This window comes from Mesorhizobium sp. M1273, from assembly GCF_040318195.1.
GTDB lineage: Bacteria > Pseudomonadota > Alphaproteobacteria > Rhizobiales > Rhizobiaceae > Mesorhizobium.
This window is the reverse complement of sequence record NZ_JAMYLV010000055.1, coordinates 1-22488: the sequence shown is the minus strand read 5'-3', so window position 1 is coordinate 22488 and position 22488 is coordinate 1. Positions and strand designations below refer to the sequence as shown.

General features: G+C 61.1%; 20 protein-coding genes and 1 pseudogene. 9 read left to right on the top strand and 12 right to left on the bottom strand.

The annotated features are described in order from the left end of the window. Positions 1 to 139: 139 nt before the first annotated feature. The 3 genes from NKH30_RS31560 to NKH30_RS31550 all read right to left on the bottom strand — a co-directional run bounded on the left by NKH30_RS31560 (position 140) and on the right by NKH30_RS31550 (position 2982). Positions 140 to 1054 (bottom strand): sugar ABC transporter substrate-binding protein, encoded by a 915-nt coding sequence (locus NKH30_RS31560; protein WP_352503634.1) that lies wholly within the window; start codon positions 1052 to 1054, stop codon positions 140 to 142. Positions 1055 to 1147: 93 nt separating this feature from the next. After that, positions 1148 to 1933 (bottom strand): ATP-binding cassette domain-containing protein, encoded by a 786-nt coding sequence (locus NKH30_RS31555; RefSeq protein WP_352819661.1) that lies wholly within the window; start codon positions 1931 to 1933, stop codon positions 1148 to 1150. Then, positions 1930 to 2982, bottom strand: coding sequence for an ABC transporter permease (locus NKH30_RS31550; protein ID WP_352614824.1), 1053 nt, complete (start codon positions 2980 to 2982; stop codon positions 1930 to 1932). Before NKH30_RS31550 ends, NKH30_RS31555 begins: the two co-directional genes overlap by 4 nt. A gap of 167 nt (positions 2983 to 3149) precedes the next feature. On the opposite strand from NKH30_RS31550, the gene NKH30_RS31545 reads away from it, so the two are divergent. Further along, complete coding sequence (locus NKH30_RS31545; RefSeq protein ID WP_352819659.1) at positions 3150 to 4046, top strand: GntR family transcriptional regulator; 897 nt, start codon at positions 3150 to 3152, stop codon at positions 4044 to 4046. A gap of 62 nt (positions 4047 to 4108) precedes the next feature. Here NKH30_RS31545 and NKH30_RS31540 read toward each other — a convergent pair whose 3' ends face one another. Further along, positions 4109 to 4702 (bottom strand): DJ-1/PfpI family protein, encoded by a 594-nt coding sequence (locus tag NKH30_RS31540; RefSeq protein WP_352474439.1) that lies wholly within the window; start codon positions 4700 to 4702, stop codon positions 4109 to 4111. A 151-nt stretch (positions 4703 to 4853) separates the two neighbouring features. Continuing rightward, positions 4854 to 5546, bottom strand: a complete 693-nt coding sequence (locus NKH30_RS31535; RefSeq protein WP_502898605.1) for a GntR family transcriptional regulator — start codon at positions 5544 to 5546, stop codon at positions 4854 to 4856. 197 nt (positions 5547 to 5743) lie between these two features. On the opposite strand from NKH30_RS31535, the gene NKH30_RS31530 reads away from it, so the two are divergent. From NKH30_RS31530 to NKH30_RS31520, 3 genes are read left to right on the top strand one after another with little or no spacing between them, the layout of a single operon-like run. Further along, positions 5744 to 6967: an iron-containing alcohol dehydrogenase gene (locus tag NKH30_RS31530; protein WP_352819655.1), complete on the top strand. Its 1224-nt coding sequence runs from the start codon at positions 5744 to 5746 to the stop codon at positions 6965 to 6967. 17 nt (positions 6968 to 6984) lie between these two features. Then, positions 6985 to 8472, top strand: coding sequence for an NAD-dependent succinate-semialdehyde dehydrogenase (locus tag NKH30_RS31525; protein ID WP_352997947.1), 1488 nt, complete (start codon positions 6985 to 6987; stop codon positions 8470 to 8472). Between the two features lie 11 nt (positions 8473 to 8483). Next, positions 8484 to 9305, top strand: a complete 822-nt coding sequence (locus NKH30_RS31520; RefSeq protein ID WP_352819651.1) for an alpha/beta hydrolase — start codon at positions 8484 to 8486, stop codon at positions 9303 to 9305. On the opposite strand, the gene NKH30_RS31515 is transcribed toward NKH30_RS31520, so the two are convergent. The 6 genes from NKH30_RS31515 to NKH30_RS31490 form a co-directional block, all read right to left on the bottom strand. After that, positions 9306 to 10055, bottom strand: coding sequence for a ribonuclease activity regulator RraA (locus NKH30_RS31515; RefSeq protein ID WP_352823232.1), 750 nt, complete (start codon positions 10053 to 10055; stop codon positions 9306 to 9308). A gap of 22 nt (positions 10056 to 10077) precedes the next feature. Continuing rightward, complete coding sequence (locus NKH30_RS31510) at positions 10078 to 11241, bottom strand: mandelate racemase/muconate lactonizing enzyme family protein (protein ID WP_352997945.1); 1164 nt, start codon at positions 11239 to 11241, stop codon at positions 10078 to 10080. Positions 11242 to 11274: 33 nt separating this feature from the next. Beyond that, entirely contained in the window at positions 11275 to 12372 is a 1098-nt protein-coding gene (locus NKH30_RS31505) for an ABC transporter ATP-binding protein (protein WP_352997944.1), read from the bottom strand. Positions 12373 to 12382: 10 nt separating this feature from the next. Next, positions 12383 to 13273, bottom strand: coding sequence for a carbohydrate ABC transporter permease (locus NKH30_RS31500; RefSeq protein ID WP_023679256.1), 891 nt, complete (start codon positions 13271 to 13273; stop codon positions 12383 to 12385). Continuing rightward, positions 13273 to 14232, bottom strand: a complete 960-nt coding sequence (locus NKH30_RS31495; RefSeq protein ID WP_352773041.1) for a carbohydrate ABC transporter permease — start codon at positions 14230 to 14232, stop codon at positions 13273 to 13275. Before NKH30_RS31495 ends, NKH30_RS31500 begins: the two co-directional genes overlap by 1 nt. A gap of 79 nt (positions 14233 to 14311) precedes the next feature. After that, positions 14312 to 15790, bottom strand: coding sequence for an ABC transporter substrate-binding protein (locus NKH30_RS31490; RefSeq protein WP_352503623.1), 1479 nt, complete (start codon positions 15788 to 15790; stop codon positions 14312 to 14314). Positions 15791 to 16000: 210 nt separating this feature from the next. Here NKH30_RS31490 and NKH30_RS31485 point away from each other — a divergent pair, with 210 nt between their 5' ends. The 5 genes from NKH30_RS31485 to NKH30_RS31465 all read left to right on the top strand — a co-directional run bounded on the left by NKH30_RS31485 (position 16001) and on the right by NKH30_RS31465 (position 22087). Beyond that, positions 16001 to 16711, top strand: coding sequence for a GntR family transcriptional regulator (locus NKH30_RS31485; RefSeq protein ID WP_352503622.1), 711 nt, complete (start codon positions 16001 to 16003; stop codon positions 16709 to 16711). Positions 16712 to 16765: 54 nt separating this feature from the next. After that, positions 16766 to 17932, top strand: coding sequence for a mandelate racemase/muconate lactonizing enzyme family protein (locus tag NKH30_RS31480; RefSeq protein ID WP_352997943.1), 1167 nt, complete (start codon positions 16766 to 16768; stop codon positions 17930 to 17932). 55 nt (positions 17933 to 17987) lie between these two features. Beyond that, positions 17988 to 19349, top strand: a complete 1362-nt coding sequence (locus tag NKH30_RS31475; RefSeq protein ID WP_352997942.1) for a mandelate racemase/muconate lactonizing enzyme family protein — start codon at positions 17988 to 17990, stop codon at positions 19347 to 19349. A gap of 17 nt (positions 19350 to 19366) precedes the next feature. Then, the gene (locus tag NKH30_RS31470) at positions 19367 to 20566 is read left to right on the top strand and encodes a mandelate racemase/muconate lactonizing enzyme family protein (protein WP_352997940.1); all 1200 of its coding nucleotides are present in this window, start codon (positions 19367 to 19369) and stop codon (positions 20564 to 20566) included. A 219-nt stretch (positions 20567 to 20785) separates the two neighbouring features. Then, positions 20786 to 22087 carry a glucoamylase family protein gene (locus tag NKH30_RS31465; protein ID WP_352819636.1) on the top strand — a complete coding sequence of 434 codons (1302 nt, stop codon included), beginning with the start codon at positions 20786 to 20788 and terminating at the stop codon, positions 22085 to 22087. Between the two features lie 48 nt (positions 22088 to 22135). On the opposite strand, the pseudogene NKH30_RS31460 reads toward NKH30_RS31465, so the two are convergent. Then, a pseudogene (locus tag NKH30_RS31460) lies at positions 22136 to 22488 on the bottom strand (hypothetical protein); the annotation flags it as partial.

Genomic DNA, 22488 nt, shown 5'->3' with positions numbered 1-22488 from the left:
CCCACCCCCCCGCCGGCCGGGCCCCGCCCACCCCCCCTCTTTGTGGGGGGGCCCCTTTAAAATAATCCCCCCCCTTGCTCGGGGGGAGGCGGCCACCTGTCGGGGGGCGGGGGGCCAACCCCCCCGCACCGCTGGTGGATCACTCGAAGTCCTTGACGTTCTGCAGCGTCACCAGTCCGGCGCCGGTATCCACATTTGCCTCGACGGGTTCCCCGCGGATGGCCTTGACGACGGTGTCGATGCCAAGCTCACCCATTTTCGCTGGAAATTGAGCTACGCTGGCGTCCTCCGCTCCCGACTTGATCGCTTCGATCTCACCGCAGCACGCGTCGAAGCCGACCACTATGAGGTTGTCGTTGGCAATGCCGGAATTGCTGATCGACTTGACGGCGCCAGGGATCGGCGGACCGCAGGCCGAGTAGATCGCCTTGAGATCGGGATTGGCGGTGAGGATGTCTTCGGTCACTGACGTGCCAAGTTCCAGCGTGCAGTTGGTTGCGCCCTTGCCGACGACATCGACCTTGACGTCGCCCAATCCCTCCATCATGCCCGTGACCCGGTCATCCAGAGCCGGCACCCCGGGAACGCCTTGCAGGATACCGATCTTGTCACCGCTCTTGAGCACCGTTTTAAGATACTCTCCGGCGATCTTGCCGCCGTTGAGGTTGTTGGTCGAGACCAATGCCGTCTGGCCTTTCCAGTTGGGAATGCTGTTGTCGACGAGAACCACCTTGATGCCGGCGGCCACCGCCTTGTCGAGCGCCGGCGCGACCGTCGGGTCGACCGGAGTGATTGCCAGCCCGTTGACGCCCTGCGTGATCATGGATTCGATCAGAGCGATCTGGCCTTCGATGTCGGTAGCTGCCTGGCCCTGGCCGGTGACCAGTTCGATCTCCGGATGAGCGGCCGCGTATTTCTTGGCGGCGTCCTCCATGGTCGAGTAGAACGGCACCGGGAATTTCGTAATCAGGCCAACCTTGATCTTGTCTGCGGCCGAAGCCGGCACGGAAAACGCAACAGCGATCACCAGCCCTGCGAACAGTTTTCGGTTCATTGGCATTGTATTCCTCCCTTGGATTGAGACGCCTCCCGGCGGGAGACGCTTCAGGCATTTGCGGACCTGAAAGGTCCCCAAATTTCGAACGGGTCAGGCTCCAACGATCATGGAAACCAGTTCCTGTTTGTTGCCTTTGGTCGGCACCAGTTCGCCGACCCTGCGGCCCTGGCGAAGCACCACCGCGCGATCGGCGAGCTCGACGACGTGTTCCATGTTGTGAGTGATCAGGATGACGGCATTGCCCTGGTCGCGCAGCGCAGCGACCAGATTGAGCACCTGGCGTGATTCACGCAGGCCGAGTGCGGCGGTCGGCTCATCCAGAATGACAACCTTGCGGGCGAACACGGTCGAGCGGGCCACGGCGATCGCTTGCCTTTGTCCACCCGACATCATGGCGACGACGGCATCCAGCCGCGGCAACGCAACCTTGAGTTTTGCCAGCAGAGCACGGGTCTCGGCGTCCATCCGGCGCTGCTGCAGAAACCGCAGGCCGCGCGGAAGCCATTGCGGGCCAGCCAGTTCGCGACCGGCAAAGAAGTTCTGTCCCGGTGTCAGATTGTCGAACAGCGCCAGATCCTGATAGACGGTCTCGATGCCGGCGAAGCGCGCATCCGCAGGGGAGCGTATCTGCGTTGGCGCACCGTCCAAAAGGATCGCGCCGGCATCGAGTTGGTGCACCCCGCTGATGCATTTGGTCAGCGTCGATTTACCCGCGCCATTGTCGCCGAGCAGGCCGACGATCTCGCCGCGCCGCACCTCGATGCTGACATCGTCGAGGGCCAGAACCGAACCGAAACGCTTGGTAGCACCGCGTACCGCCAGCACGGGATTGTCCGCCGTGACCGCGTGATCGACTTTGGCCGCAACGGCGCTCATGACTGTCTCCCAGCTTGCAGCACACGCACACGCCCTTCGAGGTAATTGCGCAGCACGTCGGACTCGACCGCGATCACGATGACCACGCCGATGACGATGAGCTGGAAAAAGACATTGACGTTGAGCAGGTTGAGCGCGTTGCGGATAACGCCGATCATGATGGCGCCGATCAAGGCATGGCCGAGGTGGCCGCGGCCGCCAAGAAAGCTGGCGCCGCCAATGATCACCGCCGCGATCGTGTCCAGTTCCAGCAGATTGCCGAACAGCGGCGAACCGGCGTCGGTGCGGCCGGCAAGGATGACGGCACCGATGCCGGCGCACAGCCCTGAGATGACATAGACCGAAACCAGCACCCAGGACACGGGAATGCCCATGCGCAGCGCGGCGTCGGGCCGGCCGCCGACGGCATAAATCCAGCGCCCCCAGACCATGGTTTTAGCCATGACGGAAAGAACCGCGGCAACGCCCGCAACGACGAAAACCGATCCAGGCAGGCCCCAAACCGCCTCGCGGCCAAGCGCATCGATCGAATCCGGCATGCCAGGAATGGCGCGGCCATCGGCCAGTTGCAGGGCCAGCCCCTTGGCGATGCTCAATGTCGCCAGCGTGATGATGAAAGGATGCGGCAGCCGGCCGAAGACGTAGAAGAGCCCGTTGATGGCGCCGACCGCGGCACCGCAGCCAACCATCACGGCGATCACGATGATGGCGGGAGCACCGGCATGAAAGCTCAGCGCGCCGAAGACGGAGGCCAGTGCAAGGTTCGAGCCGACGGAGAGATCGATGCCGCGTGTCAGGATGACCAGATGCTGGCCCATCGCAACAACCGAGATGACGGCCGTCTGGGCAAGGATGTTGCTGAGATTGCGTCCCGTCAGGAAATAGGGCGACAGAAAGCTGAGAACGGCGATCAGCAGCACCAGGATGACCACCGGACCAGCGCTCAGCAGCATCAGGCCGAGCGCAAGGCCGGGAACGGCTTCTGACTTCCTCGATGCCGGCAACGCGGCCTCGCCGACAGTCGTGCCGGTGTTTCCCGTTTCAGGCAAATTTCCCCTCCCCGCCGCGGCTTGTACGAGCCGTGTCGTCAAAAATTCAATTCGTGTTCAGGTCCTCTTCTTATCGATAAAAAACAACCGGCCGGGCCGGGTCAAGTTGTTTTTTATGGATAAAGTTCATGATAAAAGGACAAGCTATAGTTCCCAAGGAAAATCCGATGAGAACCGACACCGTCTACAAGAAGGCCTTCAATCGAGCTGCGAATATGCTGCGCGACGGGCAACTGGCCGGTGAACTTCCTTCCGAAAATGAGCTTAGACGGCGAATGTGCGTCAGCCGCACAACCGTCAGAAAGGTTTTGCGGGAACTGGTTCACCGCGAACTTATCACCGAACGCCACGGCCTCAGGTCGACGGGCCGCCCGGTCAGCGACAACGATTACTATCCGGACGCCGAAACCACACCTCGCGCCAAGCATGTCGAACAGCAGTTCATGGAGTGGATGCTGCGGGGCGACACCAGGCCTGGAACCAGCATCAATGAGCTCGAGCTTGCGCGCCAATTCGGCGTTGCGACCAACGGAATTCGCGAATTCCTGATCCGCTTCAGCCGGTTTGGACTGATCGAGAAACGGCCGAATACAGGCTGGCTTTTCAAGGGCTTCACCGAAGGCTTTGCACTTGAGCTCTTCGAGATCCGAGTAATGTTCGAACTGCGTTCGGCGCAACTATTTTCACTACAGCCGCACAGTTCTCCCCTATGGTCGAAACTCGCTGCGCTCAAGATGGCGCATGCCGACCTGCTGGAGCGAATTGAGGGCCGTTTTCATGACTTCTCCGGCCTGGACAACCGGTTTCACCGGCTCATAAACGAGGCATCACCGAACCGCTTCATCGATGATTTCTACGACATCATCACGTTCATTTTTCACTACCACTATCAGTGGAACAAGCAGGACGAAAAGCAGCGCAACCAGGCGGCAATCCTCGAGCATCTCGCCTATATCGATGCGCTCGAAAGCCGCGAATCTGACCGGATTGAGCGGGCCTGCCGAGCGCACCTGGCGTCGGCAAGAGCAACGTTGACGCGTTCGCTTATCGGACTTGTTGAATGATGTAGTCGACCCGCCCTTCAAGGGAACCGACGCATCCTCTGGAACGCGTCGGAAGCAAACGCTTACGCGTGACGGATTTCCGTTCCGAGCACCTTCAAACATTCGCGGATGAACGCTGCAAGGGCCGTCCAGCCCTTTGCCGAAACCATCGTGCCATCCACATATGCCTCCGTTGGAGACAGGTCGATATAGGTGCCGCCCGCAAGCGTCACTTCGGGCTCGCAAGCCGCCAGTGCGCCGACCTTCTTGCCACGCACGACGCCGTCCACCGCAATCAGGATCTGCACGCCGTGGCAGATCGTGAAGATCGGCTTCTTGGTTTCGTGGAAGTGGCGCACCATCGCCTGTACGCGCTTGTCCGTGCGGATGTATTCGGGGCCACGGCCGCCGGCGCAGTACACGGCGTGGTATTGCTCCAACTGCTTCTCCGCGTCGGAAAAGGTTTTGTTGATCAGCGCATAGTGGCCGAGCTTTTCGGTGTAGGTCTGATCGCCCTCAAAATCATGCAGCGATGTTTTGATCAGGTCTCCGGCGCTTTTGTCTGGGCACACGACGTGGACGCTGTGGCCCACCGCTTCCATCGCCTGCTGGTAGACGAAGATTTCGTATTCCTCGGTGAATTCACCGGTCAGCATCAGGATCTTTTTGCCTGGCATGGTACTTCCTTTCCTGTGACAACGGCCGGGCGAGACCTGTACTCGCCTGGTAGGTTTGAGTTTCTAGAAGGGTGAATCGGGGAAGTAGTCTTCGTTGGCACTGGCCTGCGTGATGACCGTCAACGGCGGGTGCGGGGACATCGGGACAGTCTCAGTCGAACGCCAGCAACAAACGGTCGCGGGAATGCTCGATATGGCGACGCATCGCCTGCTCGGCAGCGGCAGGATCGGCCGCAGCGAAAGCGGCCAGGATGGCCTCATGCTCATCAAGCGCCTCCTCGGTGACGCGCGAATGGAACATCAGGCGAAATATGTGGAAGTGGGTATGCTGGTGCGCCAGTGTCTCGCGCACGAGTTCGTTGTTGGCGAATTCCATGACCTTGTCATGGAAAATGGCATCCTGGCGGGCGAAGTTGGAATACCGCAGGCGCTCGTCCTTGCCCTCACGGCGCGCCATGACGCCGGCCGACGTCTGAAGCTGCGCGAGCTTTACCTCGTCCATGAGCGCGGCTGCCTTGGCTGCGCCATGAGGTTCGAGCAGCAGGCGAAGCTCATAAAGTTCGTCAAACCGCCGTTTCGTGATCTGCGGCGCAGCGCGGTAACCGATCAGATGCGTCTTCAGCACCAGGCCTTCGCCTTCGAGCCGGCCGAGCGCCTCGCGGATCGGCGTGTGGGATACGTTGAACTCCTTGACCAGACTGTCGACGGTGATGCGCGAGCCCGGCGCAATCTTCAGCGACATGAGTTGCGCAAAAATCGCTTCGTAGACGTCCTCAACCAGGCTGCTGGAGCGCTGGATACGCCCGCCGCCGAGGTTCGTATCGTCCGCATTGAGTAAGTTCATGGCCTGCATGTTTTGCCTCTTGACACATTGAGTTGCTAACACGATGCTCTGGCTAATGCAATCCTATATCCTATACGATTTTATAGAGGATATCATTTGCGGCGGTTACGAGACAAAGCAATGGCGCTAGCGGTAGCCCTGCGGGAGCAGCGTGCCGCCCCAGCGGCCTTTCCAGACATCATCACAGGATGCAGGTCATGAGCCTTTTCGCTGCGATAAGGCTGCCACGCGAAATCCTCTTCGGGAGGGGCCAACGCCACGTCATTCCGGTTGTCGCGGCCAGGCTCGGGCGTCGCGCGCTCGTCTGCACCGATGAACGTTTTGCCGCAACGGGCCAGTTCGCTGAGATTATCGCGGCACTGCGAGCCGCCTCGCTAGACGTACTGGTGCATGACCGTGTGCTGCCCGACGTCCCCCGGGACACCGTTGCCGTCTGCGTCGAGGAAGCACGGAAGTTCGCGCCCGACATGGTGATCGGCATTGGCGGCGGCAGCTGTCTCGACCTGGCCAAATGCGCCGCGCTGCTCATCAGTCACGGCGGTCAGCTCCAGGATTACTACGGCGAGTTCAAGGTGCCCGGCCCGATGCTGCCGCTGATTGCGGTGCCGACGACAGCCGGCACGGGCTCTGAAGTGACCCCGGTCGCCGTGATCTCGGATCCGGATCGCACACTTAAGGTCGGCATCTCAAGCCCGTATCTGATCGCGGCCGCGGCCATCTGCGACCCTGAGTTGACGATGACATGCCCGCCGGGATTGACGGCAATCGCAGGCGCCGATGCGCTGACGCATGCAATCGAGGCCTTCACCGCCGCCAGGCGTGGGACCGATCCCGGCCTTCCGCAGAACCATGTCTTTATCGGCAAAACCGCCTTGACCGATCACTTCGCCCTGCTGGCGATCAAGCTGCTTGGCCGAAGCCTTGAAACGGCATGCCGCCGGCCCTCTGACGAGGACGCCCGGGCCGACGTCATGATGGGTGCACTTGCAGCCGGCTGCGCGTTCGGAACGGCCGGCACAGCGGCAGCGCATGCCGTGCAATATCCGGTTGGCGCGATAACCCACACCGCTCACGGATTGGGTGTCGCCACCATGTTGCCGTACGTCATGAAGTACAACAAAACAGCCGCAGCGACCGAGATGGCCGAGATCGCCAACGCGCTCTGCCTCGATGGTAAAGGCCGGACGCCCGACGAGTTGGCCGACGCGACCATTGCCGAAGTCAGCCGGCTGTTTGGGGCAATCGGGATCACCTCCTCGTTAGCCGAGCTGGGGCTGCCCGCCGATAAGCTCGATTGGACGGCGGAACAAGCGATCGGTATCGAGCGCCTCATCAAGAACAACCCGCGTCCATTTGATTTGCGGACCATGCGACACCTGGTCCAGGCGGCCTTTGATGGCGACCTCGCCAGCATCATGTAACAATCGGGAATATCGAGATGAACACGTTTTCACAGGTTCTGGCTGACGATCAGGGCATCAGCGACTTCCACACAATCTCGCACGGGCTGTATATTGGCGGCCAATGGCGGCAGTCCGCGGATGGCAGGGTGATTCCGGTCGTCGATCCTTCGACCGAGGCTGTCATCGCCGCTGTGCCGGATGCGACCGTGGACGACGCCGCCACTGCCGTTGAAGCCGCTGCCAAGGCAGCCGATGACTGGCGAACAACGCCGCCGCGAAAGCGTTCCGAGATCCTCCGACGCTGCTTCGAACTGATGACGGACCGATCGGAGGCACTGGCTACTCTCATCGCATTGGAAAACGGCAAGGCCCTGCGGGATGCCCGCGGCGAGATCGCTTATGCCGCGGAATTTTTCCGTTGGAATGCCGAGGAGGCCGTTCGCATTACCGGTGAATTCGGTACTGCGCCTTCCGGCACCAATCGGATTGTGGTCGACTACGAACCCGTCGGCATCTGCATCCTGATCACGCCCTGGAATTTTCCTGCCGCGATGGCGACGCGCAAGATCGCGCCGGCACTTGCCGCGGGATGCACGGTGATCCTGAAGCCAGCCAGTGAGACACCCCTCACCGCCTATGCGCTCGCCGCGCTCTACCAGGACGCGGGCGTTCCACCAGGGGTGGTCAACGTCCTGACAACCTCCAGTCCCGGGCCTTTGACAGCCGCCATGCTGGCCGATCCGCGGGTGCGCAAACTCTCCTTCACCGGTTCGACGGGTGTGGGTCGCGCTCTGCTGGCAGAGGCTGCCAGGCATGTGGTTTCGTGTTCGATGGAACTCGGCGGCAACGCACCGTTCATTGTGTTCGACGACGCCGATCTCGAAGCGGCGCTCGATGGTGCAATGGTGGCCAAGATGCGCAACGCCGGCGAGGCCTGCACGGCCGCAAACCGCCTCTATGTGCAATCCGGCGTCTACGAAGCCTTCTGCGATGGCCTCGAGAAGCGGATGTCGTCGCTCAAGGTCGGCCCTGCCACTGATCCGGACACGGAATGCGGGCCCATGATCACGAAAAAGGCGGTCGAGAAGATAGACCGCCTTGTCGTCGACGCGGTCACACGCGGCGCGCGGGTCATGTGCGGCGGCTCAGTCCTGTCCGGGCGCGGTTTCTTCTACCCTCCGACGGTGCTTCGCGACGTGCCGGGCGACGCAAAGATGGCGCATGAGGAGATATTCGGGCCGGTGGCGCCAATCTCGAGCTTCGAAACGGAGGCCGAGGTCATCGCACGCGCCAATGACACCGAATATGGGCTTGCTGCCTACATTTACACGCGCGATCTGGCGCGCGGCATGCGGGTGGCTTCCCGCATCGAGGCCGGGATGATTGCTCTCAACCGCGGGCTGATGTCTGATCCGGCAGCTCCCTTCGGCGGCGTCAAGCAAAGTGGGCTCGGCCGCGAGGGAGGGCAGCATCACGGCATTGCCGAGTTCATGGAGGCGAAATACCTCGCCGTCAGCATGTGAGCTGAAGAAGAATGCAAGGCGATCCCTTTCGCATCCGCGACCACGTTGCTGATTTTGACCAAATCGTGCAGGACATTGTTGACCGCAGCGAGGTCGCCCGCGCCGCCATTCCGATGACCGCTGACGTGGCCTACGGACCGGATCCGACCGAGACCATGGACCTGTTCTTTCCTGCGGGCAAAAGAACGGCGCTACCGGTGCACATCTTTGTCCATGGCGGCTACTGGAGAATGTTCTCCAAGCGCGACTACTCATACATCGCGACGACGATTACCCAGGCCGGGGCCATCGCCGTCATCCTCGATTATGCTCTGATGCCCAAGGTCCGAATGGCGAGGATCGTCGACCAGGTGCGCCGCGCCAAGCAGTGGGTCCTGGCCAACATCGCCGATCATGGCGGAAGCCCGGCGGCCCTGACTGTCAGTGGTCATTCGGCAGGAGCCCATCTTGCAACGTTTCTGTTCGAGGGCGAGCATACCCCCTCGAATGTGAAGGCAGCCCTTCTCCTGAGCGGACTCTATGATTTGAAGCCGCTCCAGGATTCCTTTCTCGCCAACGAGATTGGAATAACCGACGAGGAAGTCGCCATGTTCACACCTCTCGCCTGTCGGCATGATGCTCAAACCAAGGCGGCGGTTCTGGTCGGAGCCAACGAGACGCCACCCTTCCATCAGCAAGCCGATCGATTCAAAGCAAGCTTGCTGCGGCAGGGATCGTTGGTAACGTCGCATGTGCTCCCGAACCGCAACCACATGGACAGTGTCAGAGATCTTGGCGTGCCGGGGACCGAGGCTGGCGATTGCCTGGCAAAACTGATCGCCAAGGCCTGCTGACTAACTCGGGTTCTCCAGGCGATTTGTTTTGCGCCACTCCTCGTACTCTCCGCGGGCATCGTCATGCAGCGGATAGTAGCGTTGCAACGGCCCGCCCTCCATGAGCTTCGCTCGCGAAAACTCCTCCCAATCATGATGCTTCTGTGATTCTTCGATCACCTTCGGGGCCATCACGACGGGAAGCACCACCACCCCGTCGTCGTCGGCGACGATGATGTCGCCCGGGATCACCGTGACACCGCCGCAGGCAATCGGAACGTTGACGGCATTGGGATAGATGCTGGTCTGCACATGATAGTTTGGCGTCCAGCCGCGCAGCCATAGGGGCAGGTCGAGCTTTTCGACATTGGGCCGGTCGCGCATGCACCCATCGATGACGATACCGGCCCCGCCCCTGCCCTTGAAATACGTCGACATCATATCGCCGAAGACGCCCGAGCTCATGTCGCCGCGCGCGTCGACCACGACCACATCGCCCTCCTGCGCGTGATAGAGCACGTGCCGGTGCAGCTGTGTCTCCGGATCGGCATATTCTCCTTCGGTGAAGAGGTCCGGCCGCTGCGGCAGGAACTGCAGCGTCAGCGCCGGCCCGACGATCGACTTCCCGTGGTTTTGCGCCACCGGACCAACCATGTGCGGATTGCGGAAACCCATATGGCCAAGCGTGCCGGCAACCGTCGCGGCGCCGATCTGCCTTAGCGCGTCGATCAGGTCTTTAGGCGGCCGCATGATGTCGGAAGTATGTGTCATTGTGGACTCCGATTGAATGGAACTACCAGTTCGTAACAGAACCGTCGCGGCGCTTAAGGTGAGGCGCTTCCCAGAAACGCAAACTCTGCGTCTGGACCGCAACTTCGTTGACCTCGACGCCGAGCCCCGGCAGATCGCCGACCGGGTAATCGGTCCCGTCGAGCCGTGGTTGCACGGGGAAGAAGTCGGAATTGTCGAAGCCCAGCTTTGTTTCGGGTGCCCTGGTCTCGAGCCACGCGAAGTTGGGTACCGCGGCAGCGAGATGCACGGTCGCGGCCGTGCACACTGGACCAAGCGGATTGTGCGGCATCAGGTCCACATAATGCGCCTCGCTCCAGCCAGCGATTTTCATCGCCTCGGTGAGCCCGCCGACATTGCAAACATCGAGCCGGTTGAACTGATGGATGCCGCGCTCGATGTAGGGCAGGAACTGCCACTTGCTGGCAAATTCCTCGCCTATGGCAAAGGGGATTTCGGTCATCGTGCGCAGCGATTCATAGGCCTCCGGCGTTTCGGCCCGTATCGGCTCCTCGAGGAAATCAAGCACGCCGCGACCGAGCTTGTTGCAGAAGCTCGCGGCCTCTGCCACCGACAGCCGATGATGATAGTCGAGGCCGAGGACCACGTCGCTGCCCAGCGCCTCGCGCGCCTTGTTCAGCATACCCGCGGTAGCGCCGATGGACTCGCGCGGCTCGAAGATGTCCTTGCTGTTTTGCCCGAAGGGGAAGAAGCGGATCGCCTGCCACCCCTGCGCGCGAAGTTCGCGGGCCCGTTCGATGGCAACGTCGCCCTCGGCCTCGTCGCCGGTCGAGGCAAAGGTGGGAATGCGGTCGCGCTGCTTGCCGCCCAGCAGCTCGTAGACCGGCACGCCCAGCGCCTTGCCCTTGATGTCATGAAGGGCGATGTCGATGGCGGAAATCGCCGCCTGAAGGACTCGCCCGCCTTCGAAGTACTGGCTGCGGTAAACCTCCTGCCAGATCCGCCCGATCTGCATCGGGTCGCGGCCGATGAGAAACTCGCGATAGTGCTCGACCGCGCCGGCCACGGCCCTCTCGCGACCGCTCAAGCCGCTCTCGCCCCAGCCGAAGATGCCCTGGTCGGTCTCGACCTTGACGAGCATCTGGTTGCGCGTTCCTACCCACACCGGATAGGGCTTGATCGCGGTGATCTTAAGTTTCTCAGTCATCCACGCCCACGTTTCACGCGCATTCGCTCTATCTCAGTTGGCCTTGAGGGCCATTTCAGTTTCGCCATCGAACAGATGCATCCGCTCCTGGTCGAACTCGAGCCAGATCTGCTCGTCGGGCGCGACGGCAATGTTCGGCGGCACGCTGACGTTGACGATGGCGCCGGACAGGAACGCCTGGACGAAGGTGACGTCGCCGGTCGGTTCCACCGTGTAGGCCTTGGCCGGAATGGAACCAGGGACCGCACTCTTGTGGAGCTTGATCGTCGAGTGACGTGCGCCGAGCACGACTTTCCTGGTCGTCGCTTTCGCCACCTTCTGGGCATTGCGCGGTGAGAGCTCAAGGCGCCAGCCCTCGGCGCCGGTCAACACCGTGTTGCCGTTTGCCATCGAGGCCTCTAACGGAATAAGGCTCATCGCCGGGCTGCCGATGAAGCTGGCCACGAACATGTTCACCGGATGGGCGAAGACCTGCGCCGGTGAATCGTATTGCTGCAGGTAGCCGCCATTCATCACCGCCATCTTGTCAGCCATGGTCACGGCTTCGAGCTGGTCGTGCGTCACATAGATAATCGTCGCCTTGAGGTCCTGGTGGAAACGCTTGATCTCCGACCGCATCTGCACGCGCAGTTTGGCATCGAGGTTAGACAGTGGCTCGTCCATGAGGAACACGGCGGGGTCGCGAACGAGGGCACGGCCAAGGGCCACACGCTGCTGCTGCCCGCCCGAAAGTTCGCGCGGCTTGCGCTCGAGCAGGTGCGTCATGTCGAGCACTCGCGCCGCTTCCTTGACCTTCTTGTCGATCTCGTCCCTAGGGAGTTTGCGCATCTGAAGCGGGAACGCCAGGTTCTTGTAGACGGATTTCTGAGGGTAGAGCGCGTAGTTCTGGAACACCATTGCGATGTCCCGGTCCTTGGGGTCGAGGTCGTTGACCACCCGCTCGCCGATGATGATGTCGCCCGATGTGATCGGGGTCAGCCCGGCGACGAGATTGAGCGTGGTTGTCTTGCCGCAGCCTGAAGGGCCGACGAGCGCAACGAACTCGCCGTCATTGACCGTCAACGAGACGTGGTTAACAGCTTTGAAGCTGCCATAGCTCTTGACGAGATCTTGGAGGACCACGTGGGCCATCGGCAACTCCCTAGTGCTTGACCGCGCCTTCTGTAAGGGCGCGTACGAAGTATCGTTGCAGGACCAGGAACAGCACCACGACGGGCACACTCATCATGAAGCTGGCCGCCATCAGGCCCGGAAAGTCCGTCGTATTTTCCGAGAAGAAGCGTTGGATGCCGACCGGCAGGGTCAACTGCTCGTTCTTGGAGAGGAAGGTGTAGGCGTAGATGTACTCGTTCCACGCGCCGATGAAGGAATAGATTGCGGTGGCGATGATCCCCGGCGTCGAGAGCGGCATCACGATCATGATGAAGGCCTGGAACCGTGTTGCGCCATCGATGCGCGCCGCCTGCTCAAGCTGCACCGGGATGTTGTCGTAAAAGCCCTTGAGCAACCAGATCGCCAGCGGCAGGCCGAAGGTGAGATAGGTGAGGATCAGTGAGCCATGCGTGTTTATCAGACCGATCGCGCGCATCAGGATGAAGAGTGGCACGAGAAAGATCACCGCCGGGAACATATTGCGCAGCAGCACGGCAAAGAACAGGAAATTCCGGCCGGGGAAACTGAAGCGCGAAAACGCGTAGGCCGCTGGGACAGCCACGATCACCGAAAGGATTGTCGTGACGGTCGACACGAAAAGGCTGTTCCAGAAGAAGCGGAGGAAGTCCTGGCCGACGCTGTTCTGCGGATCGAGCAGTTTCTGATAGCTGGCGAGGGTAGGTTCGTCCGGCCACCATTGCGGCGGGAATTGCGTCGCCGCGAATCCGGACTTGATCGAGGTGATCAGCATCCAGATCATCGGCAACGCGGTATAAAGCAGCATGAACACGAGGAATATGCGCCCGGCCCACCGCCATCCGTCGACGCGCATGCGGCGACGGGTCTGGGCTCGAGGCGCTGTCTCGGCAATCGTGCTCATCAGGCGCTCCCCTCTTTCCGCTCGTTGCCGCTTAACGCACGGACGTAGAAGTAGCCCAGCGTCATCAGCGTGAGGAACAGGAGCACCGAATAGGCCGATGCCACGCCCCAGCGCTGCCGTCCGAAGGCGAGCTCATAAATGTGGGTTATCCAGATATGCGATGCGTTCGACGGCCCGCCGCCGGTCATGATCCAGGGGATGATGAAGGAATTGAAGTTGGCCACCGCGAGCAGCAGCATCGTCACCACCGAGACGTTGCGCAAGTGCGGGAAGGTGACGTGCCAAAAGCGCTGCCATGCATTGGCACCGTCGACTTTTGCGGCACGGAGCAATTGATCGGGGACTGTCTGCAGGCCGGCCATCATCATGATCATGGCAAACGGAAACTCGCGCCAGATATTGACGACGATCAGGGAGGGCAGCACCGTGCTGACATTGTCGATGAAATTCGGCGGATGGGCGGCCAATCCGAGGCCGACCAGCACCGCGCCGATGATCCCGAAGTCCGAATGGTAGATCCACTTCCAGATGTAGGAGGCGGCTACGGCGCTGATGACCCAAGGGATGATCAGGACGGCGCGCAGGACACCACGGCCGATGAAGTCGCGGTGGAGCGCCAGCGCTGTGGCAAACCCCAGGACAAAGGAGATGAAAGTTGACCCCAGAGTCCAGATCAGCGTGTTCCAGGTGACTTTCCAGAACACCTGACTGGTGAGGATGGTCGCGTAGTTGTCGAAGCCGATGAAGGTCTTGTCGCGGAGTTGCAGGCCAGGCGGTGTCTTAAAGAACGACAGCTCGACCGTGTAGTAGATCGGATAGGCGATGACGATGAGCATCACGGCGATCGCTGGGAGCACGTACGCGTAGTCCGCACGATGCTCCCAGACCTTCCGCAGCGCGCCGGACCAACCGGGTTGCAATCTTCGGCGAGCCTCGGCCTTGCCGGTCACGATCGTCACTTGTGGCGTGCCCTTTTTCTTCGGAACGCTGCGGCTGCGCCAGCGGCGCAGCCGGTCCAGGTCGTAGGTGTGGCTTGGACTAGAGTCCGCCCATCAGGTCTTTTACCTTCTTGGCCGCATCGTCCGCTGCCTCGTCGACGGTCATCGCTCCGGTCAGGGCATTCTGCAGCATGTCCGGGATGATGATGTTCATGATCTCGGGGGCCTGCGGCAGAGCTGGGAACGGGATGCCGTATGGCAGCATCGAGGTGGTGACGTCGAGGAACTTGATGTTGTCCAGACGTTCCTTCATCCATTTGGTCTTGAAGCCGTTGAGGTTGCCAGGGTTTGATCCGGCGTAGGCCATCTTCAGCGACCATTCAGGGCTCGTCCACATGCAGATGATAGCTTTCGCGGCCGGCTCGTCTACCTTGCCGCCCTCGACATATTCGGGTTTCAGGATGTGAATGTTCGAGCCGCCGAACACGACGGCGCGCTTGCCGTCGGGACCAGTCGGGATCAGGCCGTAGCGCATGTTATCGATGACCGTCTGCGCCTTGTCCTTGTCGGTGCCCGTCGCCTTTTTCTGCAGGTCGAGCATGACGTTGTAATCGGACGGGTGCGAGATCATCATGCCGAGCTGGCCAGCGACGAACAGGGGCTGATTATCAGCCTGCTGATTGGTGAGTGCCGAAACCGGAACCGACTTGTCGCGAACATACATGTCGTAGGAGGCTTGCAGCGCTGCCTTGCTTTGCGGGCTATCGAGCTGGACCTGCTCATAGGTCGGGTTCGGCGTCGCTTCGTCGAAGACACCTCCGCCATAGGCCCACAGCTGTGGCATGAAGCGGTACGGCGTATTGCCGGCATTCTTGCGAGCCACGAGGCCATATCCGGCAATGCCGAGCTTGTCGTGGATCTGCTTGGAATACTTGACCACGTCGTCCCACGTTGCCGGCGGTTTGTCCGGATCGAGGCCGGCACGCTTGAAGATGTCGGCGTTCCAGATGAACGCCATCGTCTCGTTGTTGGTCGGAATGCCGTAGGTCACGCCCTCCCAGGTCACTGCCTTCATGGCGCCGGGCCAGAAATCCTCGGTCGAATACCCCACGTCCTCTGGCTTGAGCGGCTGCAGATAGCCCTTTGAGGCGAACTCGGTACCACCCAGGATCTGCAGGCGGACCGCCATAGGCGCGGCATTGCCCAGGAGCGCGGTGCGGAACTTGTCGAGAAGGTCGTTATAGGTGAGGGCTTGTTCCTCGAGCTGGATGTTCGGATAGGTTTTGCGGAAGGTCTCGAAGAAATCCTTGTAGTACTGGCGCAGGAGGTCCGGGTCGCCCTCGAACACGCCCTGATACCAGAAAGTCAGTCGCCCCTTGTAGTCGAGCGGGGTGACCTTGGCGCAATCGGCCGCCGTGTCAAAATCCTGTGTGCCCGCAATCGAGCGCACATACTCCGGCGACCACTTGCTCAGGTCGACCGGCGGTGCACCCAGCGCCGATGTAGACGTCAGGGATGCCATCAAAGCAGTGGCGACAGTGCCGCGCAGGACGGCGCTGCCGAGCGCAATTCTCGTCATAGGTATCCTCCCTGGTTCTCCCATGCCGCCCTAAAGCGGTCCTTGCTCGTTTCGATCGCGAGGATGCTTCTGTCAGCTCAGTGTATCCTCTCGATCGCTTGGTACGTTTTCAGATCGTGAATTGCCTGTCAACGCGCTGGATCGTACATTGTTTGCGAAAGCCGTGTGTGATATCGGGCAAGGTATGTATTAAAATTGGGGAGCCCGGCCTTGGCCGAAATAAGCGATTTCAAAGCGATGCCACCGGTGGGGACCGATCCCATCGGGGCCTCCAGCGAGGGCGCCTCGCTTTATGAATTGATCAGGGAAGATATCATCGAGGGACGGCTCGCTGCCAACGAACGGCTTGTCGTCACCGATCTCGCCCGGCGTCACGGCACTTCGACCAATCCTGTGCGCGAGGCCCTGCAGTTGTTGCGCGGCGAAGGGTTTGTCACCTTTATCGCCAACCGCGGGGCGCGCGTGCGACCCATTGATCAAGATTTTGTCCGGGATATCTACGAGATCGGTGTTCTGATCGAGCCAGCCCTGACACGATGGTTTGTGAATATGGCTACCGGCGAGGACATCGCCGAACTCGAACGTCTCCAAGGCCTGATCGAAGAGAACAATTTCGCCGACACATTCAGGCATAGTGAGCTGGATACCGCTTTCCACACCGTGATGTACCAGCGGCACTACAACCGCCACGCCGCCGAGCTTTGGTGGAAGCATCGCGAAGTGCTGCGAGCCGTGAGCCGTCGTTTCAATTTCACGCTGGCGCGACGTGCCGCGATCATGCGCGAGCACCGCGAACTCATCGCGCTTGTGAAGGCGGGAGAGGCCGACAAGGCGGCCGAACTCGTTTCCCGCCATGTCGAGGGTTCGGGCCGGCATATTCTCGAACAGATGCGAGCGCGCAACGCCGCTCGGGCCGGATAGAATGTCCAGTCCAGAACATCGTTAGCTGACCATTTCCAGGCAAAGGTAGTTGAGATGAAAATCACGAGCATTCGGCCGTGGCTGATCAAGTCCGATGCTTCCTACTGGGGAGAGTTCCTGTTCGTCGAAGTGACGACCGACGAGGGAGTGAGTGGCTGGGGAGAGATCACCACCACGACAAGGCTCGCCAACCGCGCTCTCTGCACGATCCTGCGGCAGATCGGCGTCGCCGTGACAGGCGAGGATCCGGCGCGTATGGAGCATCTCTGGCACAAGATCTTCCGCAGCTTCACCTACATGGGAAGCCGCGGCGCCGCCGTCGAATGCGTGAGCGCCATCGATATTGCCCTCTGGGACATCCGGGGCAAAGTCCTTGGCAAGCCGATTTACGAGCTGCTTGGCGGGCCGGTACGCGATGAAATCGCGCTCTACACCCATCCCAACCAGGCCAAATTCACCAGCAAGGAGGCTGTCGTCCGCGAAATTCTAGACATTGTCGAGTCCGGACACACTGCGCTCAAGTTCGATCCCTACCCCCACCAGGGCCGCAGCGCCGATGGCCTGCCCCGCGAACAGCGAGACGGCTACCTCGATGGCGGCATGACCCGCAAGGACGAGCGCGAGGCCGCCGAACTCACGGCTCTGATCCGCGAAACGGCAGGACCCGATGTCGACATTCTCATCGATGCGCACGGCCGCTTCGATGTCCCCACCGCCATTCGCCTCTGTCGGAGCCTCGAGGAGGCCGGCCAGATCGACTGGTTTGAGGAGCCCTGCCCGCCCGAGAGCCTTAACGCCCTCAAGCAGGTGCGTGAGAAGGTCAATACCGCCATCTCATGGGGCGAGCGCGGCCACACGAAGTGGGATTTCGTGCCGGTACTCGAGAACAGGCTCGCCGACTACATCATGCCCGACGTTACCTGGACCGGCGGCATTACCGAACTCAAGAAGATTTCTGCGCTGTGCGAAGCCTACTACGTGCCGGTCTCGCCACATGACGCCGCGGGACCAATCAACGTGGTTGCGGGAGCGCAGGTAATGATGACCGTTCCCAACTTCTACAAACTCGAAACATCGGAGTGGAACCTGGGCAAATACGATCACCTGATCGACAGACCACTCGATATTTCGAACGGCAGCCTCAAGCTGTCGTCGAAGCCTGGTCTCGGTATTGAGATGGACCGCGACTACCTGCAGGCCCACGAGATTGAGCTGGGCTAGCAACACTCTATGCCGGCCCAGGGTGCGGGACGACAAGCCGAAACGAGGATAAGTCATGGCAAAGACAGGTGGCGCCGACGAAGCGCTCAATCGGGTAAACGCGAACTCCAAGCCATCCCAGCTTCGCATCACCGACATGCGGGTAGCCGAAATCGTCGGCGCGCCGTTCACCTCAACCCTGCTCAAGATTTACACCAACCAGGGCATCGTCGGGCTTGGCGAGGTCCGCGACGGCGCCAGTGCCACCTACGCGCTGATGCTGAAGAGCCGGCTGCTTGGCGAGAACCCTTGCGACATCGACCGCCTGTTTCGCCGGATCAAGCAGTTCGGTGGCCACGGCCGGCAAGGCGGCGGCGTCTCGGCGGTCGAGATCGCGTTGTGGGATCTCGCCGGCAAGGCCTATGGCGTTCCCATCTACCAGATGCTCGGCGGCCGGTTTCGGGAGAAGGTGCGCGTCTATTGCGACACCGACGCTACCGTGCCGAGCGGCACCGAGACCGGCAAGCGCCTCAGGCAGCGCATGGCGCTCGGCTTCACCTTCCTCAAGATGGATCTGGGGCTGATGCAGATCGCGGATGTACCCGGTGCGGTCGTCTCCCCTGCCGGTTCACTTGAAGGGTACCGCATCCATCCGGGCCGCGGCCCGGTCAAGACCATGGAGGAGCGGCGCACCCGCAATGCCGCTTACGATTTGCACAACGTCCCCCATCCGTTTACCGGCCTCCACTTTTCCGACAAGGGCCTCGACCTGCTTGAACAGTATATTGCCGAGGTTCGCGATGTTATCGGCATGGATATTCCGCTCGCCATTGACCATGTCGGCCACATCTCGCTGCAGGACGGTATTCGGCTCGCCAGGCGGATTGAAAAATACGTGCCGGCCTGGCTCGAGGATGTGATCCCATGGCAGTACACCGAGCAGTTCCGGCAACTGCAGGCCGCCACCACGGTGCCGATCTGCACCGGCGAGGACATCTACCTTAAGGAAGGCTTCGAGCCTCTGCTCAAGAGCGGCGGCCTTTCCATTATCCACCCGGACCTGCTCACCAGCGGGGGCATCCTCGAGACCAAGAAGATCGGCGACATGGCCCAGGACCACGGCATCGCAATGGCCATCCATATGGCCGAAAGTCCGATCGCCGCAATGGCCGCGGCACATGTCGCGACCGCGACCGAAAACTTCATGGCGCTCGAATACCACTCTGCCGATGTCGACTGGTGGGACGATATCGTCACCGGCCTTCCCAAGCCGCTCGTGAAGGACGGCTTTATCACTGTTCCGGACAAACCTGGCCTGGGGATTGACGACGTCGTCGACGAGGTGATCTCGCAGCATCTGCAGCCGGGTGTCACCGGCATCTGGCAGCCCACGGATCATTGGGACGACGAGTATTCCTGGGACCGTATCTGGAGCTGAGGCGAAAAGAACCGAAGATGAAGATCACCGATCTCCGCTGCGCCGTCATCGGCAAACACCCAATAGTCCGCATCGTTACCGACGAGGGCCTCTATGGCCTTGGCGAAGTCGAGTTCACCAAGACCTATCTCAAGCCTTGGGTGCTGCATTTCCGTGAGGCGCTGATCGGCGAGGACCCTACCGATGTCGAGCGGGTGATGCTGAAGATCCGCCAACGCGGCTCTTTCAAGCCCTATGGCGCGGCGGTAAGCGCTATCGAGCATGCGCTGTGGGACATAGCCGGCAAGGCCGCAGGCGTGCCGGCCTACAAACTGCTCGGCGGCAAGGTGCGCGACAAGGTGCGCGTCTATAACGGCTCGATCCGCCAGAAGCGAACGGGGGATCGGCCGGAGGATTACGCCGCTGACGTGAAATGGATGATGGAGCAGCCGCAGAATTTCTTCATGATCAAGCAAGGGATCTCGTTCCACTCCAACATGAAGGACACCATCGAGGACTTCCATTACGGCGTGACGCAGAAGAAGGCCGGCTATCACGGTGCCATGGACCAGGGCGTGATCAGCGAGCGCGGTTTCAACCACATGCTCGACTGCGTGATCGCGATGAAGGAAGTGCTGGGCGACAAGGTCAGCCTGGCGCTCGACTGCGGCCCGGGCTGGATGCTGCCCGATGCGATCAAGTTCGCTCGCGCGGTCGAGAAGTACAATTTGATGTGGCTCGAGGACATGCTGACCGGCGACTATGTGCCGTGGGTCAATCCGCAGGCCTATCGGGAGTTGACCACCTCCACCTCGACGCCAATTCATACCGGCGAGCAGATCTACCTGCGGCACAATTTCAAGGAGCTGATCGAAACGCAGGCGGTGCGCGTCATCGGCCCCGATCCGGCCGATATTGGCGGCATTGCCGAGCTCAAATGGGTCGCCGAGCACGCCTGTATGCACTCGATCCTGATGGCACCGCACGGCACCGCGAACGGCCTTCTCGGCCTCGGCGCGCTGATCAATGTCTGCGCCACCCTGCCCGCCAACTACATCGCGTTCGAATACCCGAGCGCCTCCGACCCCTGGTGGGAGGACCTCGTAATCGGCCTGCCGTCGCAGATCGTGAAGGACAGCATGGTGGACCTGCTGGAAGCGCCGGGGCTGGGCCTCGATATCGACGCCGAAGCAGCCAGGAAGTATCTCCGGGACGAGGATGCAGGCTTCTTCGACTGAACCATCCTTCTTGCGCCACCCTGCACTGCGCGGACTGCTTCACGCAACCTGTCATCCGGAATGACCGTTTCGGGCCGTTAGCGGAATGTCAGCTTCTGGTGTTCGAACCTAGTTATAGAGACACCTGGGCCAGCGCGAGCATCGTCGTGACATGACCCAAAGGCGACAAGTCGACCAAAAAGGTGGGAAGCTCGGCGAAACCCCTCTATATCGACAGCGATGGATGCATCGAGCGACCACCCGCCGAACGACGAGCTTCTCTCGGACATCCAGCGCCTGTCCTTCGACTATTTTCTCAAAGAGGCCAACCCGGCGAATGGCCTGATCGCCGACCGCAACACCCCGGGGTCACCGGCCAGCATCGCCGCCGTCGGGCTCGCCCTGTCGGCCTATCCCGTCGGTGTGGAGCGCGGTTTCATGACGCGCGCCGCCGCCGCTGAACGAACGCTCGCCACGCTTCGCTTCTTCTGGAACGCGCCGCAAGGGCCCGAAGCCGACGCAACGGGCCACAAGGGCTTCTACTACCATTTCCTCGACATGGAGACCGGCCGCCGCGTCTGGAAGTGTGAGCTGTCCACGGTCGATACGGCGCTTCTGCTTGCCGGTGCGCTGGCCGCCGGCGCCTATTTTGGCGAGGACGATGAATCCGAACTTGAAATCCGGCGGCTTGCAGATGCGCTCTACCGGCGCACCGACTGGCGATGGGCGCAGAACGGCGGCGCTACCGTCACCCATGGCTGGCGGCCTGGAAAAGGCTTCCTGCGCTATCGCTGGCAAGGCTACGACGAAGCGGTGATCCTTTATGTGTTGGGCCTCGGCTCGCCAACCCATCCGCTGCCGCCCGAGAGCTATGCGGCCTGGCTATCCACCTACAAGTGGAAAAAGATCTATGGCCGGGAATTGGTTTACGCCGGTCCACTCTTCATCCACCAGCTCTCGCATATCTGGATCGATTTTCGCGGCATCCGCGATGCTTCCATGCGCAACCACGACTGCGACTATTTCGAGAACAGCCGCGAGGCAACCTACCTGCAACGCGACTACGCCATTCGCAATCCGAAGGGCTTCAGCGGTTATGGCGAGAATTGCTGGGGCATTACCGCCAGCGACGGCCCAAGCCCGACAAAAGGTCAAATCACGGTCGGTGGCCGCCGCTTCTTCGGCTATCTGGCGCGCGGTGCGCCATTCGGCCCTGATGATGGAACGTTGTCGCCGTGGGCAGCGATTACCTCATTGCCCTTTGCGCCAGAGATCGTTCTGCCGGCACTGCGCTATTTCCATGAGATCGACCTGCAAGAGGGCAACCCTTACGGCTTCACCGCAAGCTTCAATCCGACAATAGCAGCCGCCGACGGCCGGCCATGCGGTTGGGTATCGCCGGACCACGTCGGCATCAATCAGGGGCCGATCACTCTGATGATAGAGAACTACCGCTCGGGCTTCCTGTGGCGCCTGATGCGCCGCGTGCCGGCCATCATCGCGGGACTGCACCGAGCCGGTTTTTCGGGCGGTTGGCTATAAGAAGTCGAGATGACAAAGCTCCCCGATTGGTACCAGGACTTTTGACTGCTAGCGCATGCCGCATTTGCTGCGAATGTCGGTTAGCGGCGCATTGCTTCTCGGCAGAATAGGGACGTTGCGCCCAGTTTCTATCCCAGTTTTGAGTTCGTTTCCGGCGTGGGTTGTGCCCTGCTGGGCGGGTGAAGCGACGGGCGCTGGCGCGGAGCTTTTGGCACAGCGCAAAGCGAGCGGCCGTCGCAGATTGAAGGTGGTGGCGAACTCGGCCGGTGTCTGCCAGGCGATTTGGGAATGCGGCCGGGCGGTGTTGTACAACACGACGAGAGAACGCCCACGGGACCGAGGAACGCAAGTTTCTTTATCCATGGCATCCCTGGGCCGGGCGTTGTGTTCACGTTCATGAG

What these genes read in the sequence shown, in the direction of transcription:
- NKH30_RS31555 (WP_352819661.1), bottom strand. Translation starts at nt 1,933, where the DNA reads ATGAGCGCCGTTGCGGCCAAAGTCGATCACGCGGTCACGGCGGACAAT.
- NKH30_RS31525 (WP_352997947.1), top strand. Translation starts at nt 6,985, where the DNA reads ATGAACACGTTTTCACAGGTTCTGGCTGACGATCAGGGCATCAGCGAC.
- NKH30_RS31515 (WP_352823232.1), bottom strand. Translation starts at nt 10,055, where the DNA reads ATGACACATACTTCCGACATCATGCGGCCGCCTAAAGACCTGATCGAC.
- NKH30_RS31490 (WP_352503623.1), bottom strand. Translation starts at nt 15,790, where the DNA reads ATGACGAGAATTGCGCTCGGCAGCGCCGTCCTGCGCGGCACTGTCGCC.
- NKH30_RS31505 (WP_352997944.1), bottom strand. Translation starts at nt 12,372, where the DNA reads ATGGCCCACGTGGTCCTCCAAGATCTCGTCAAGAGCTATGGCAGCTTC.
- NKH30_RS31475 (WP_352997942.1), top strand. Translation starts at nt 17,988, where the DNA reads ATGGCAAAGACAGGTGGCGCCGACGAAGCGCTCAATCGGGTAAACGCG.
- NKH30_RS31530 (WP_352819655.1), top strand. Translation starts at nt 5,744, where the DNA reads ATGAGCCTTTTCGCTGCGATAAGGCTGCCACGCGAAATCCTCTTCGGG.
- NKH30_RS31535 (WP_502898605.1), bottom strand. Translation starts at nt 5,546, where the DNA reads ATGAACTTACTCAATGCGGACGATACGAACCTCGGCGGCGGGCGTATC.
- NKH30_RS31520 (WP_352819651.1), top strand. Translation starts at nt 8,484, where the DNA reads ATGCAAGGCGATCCCTTTCGCATCCGCGACCACGTTGCTGATTTTGAC.
- NKH30_RS31480 (WP_352997943.1), top strand. Translation starts at nt 16,766, where the DNA reads ATGAAAATCACGAGCATTCGGCCGTGGCTGATCAAGTCCGATGCTTCC.
- NKH30_RS31540 (WP_352474439.1), bottom strand. Translation starts at nt 4,702, where the DNA reads ATGCCAGGCAAAAAGATCCTGATGCTGACCGGTGAATTCACCGAGGAA.
- NKH30_RS31560 (WP_352503634.1), bottom strand. Translation starts at nt 1,054, where the DNA reads ATGAACCGAAAACTGTTCGCAGGGCTGGTGATCGCTGTTGCGTTTTCC.
- NKH30_RS31510 (WP_352997945.1), bottom strand. Translation starts at nt 11,241, where the DNA reads ATGACTGAGAAACTTAAGATCACCGCGATCAAGCCCTATCCGGTGTGG.
- NKH30_RS31470 (WP_352997940.1), top strand. Translation starts at nt 19,367, where the DNA reads ATGAAGATCACCGATCTCCGCTGCGCCGTCATCGGCAAACACCCAATA.
- NKH30_RS31545 (WP_352819659.1), top strand. Translation starts at nt 3,150, where the DNA reads ATGAGAACCGACACCGTCTACAAGAAGGCCTTCAATCGAGCTGCGAAT.
- NKH30_RS31500 (WP_023679256.1), bottom strand. Translation starts at nt 13,273, where the DNA reads ATGAGCACGATTGCCGAGACAGCGCCTCGAGCCCAGACCCGTCGCCGC.
- NKH30_RS31465 (WP_352819636.1), top strand. Translation starts at nt 20,786, where the DNA reads ATGGATGCATCGAGCGACCACCCGCCGAACGACGAGCTTCTCTCGGAC.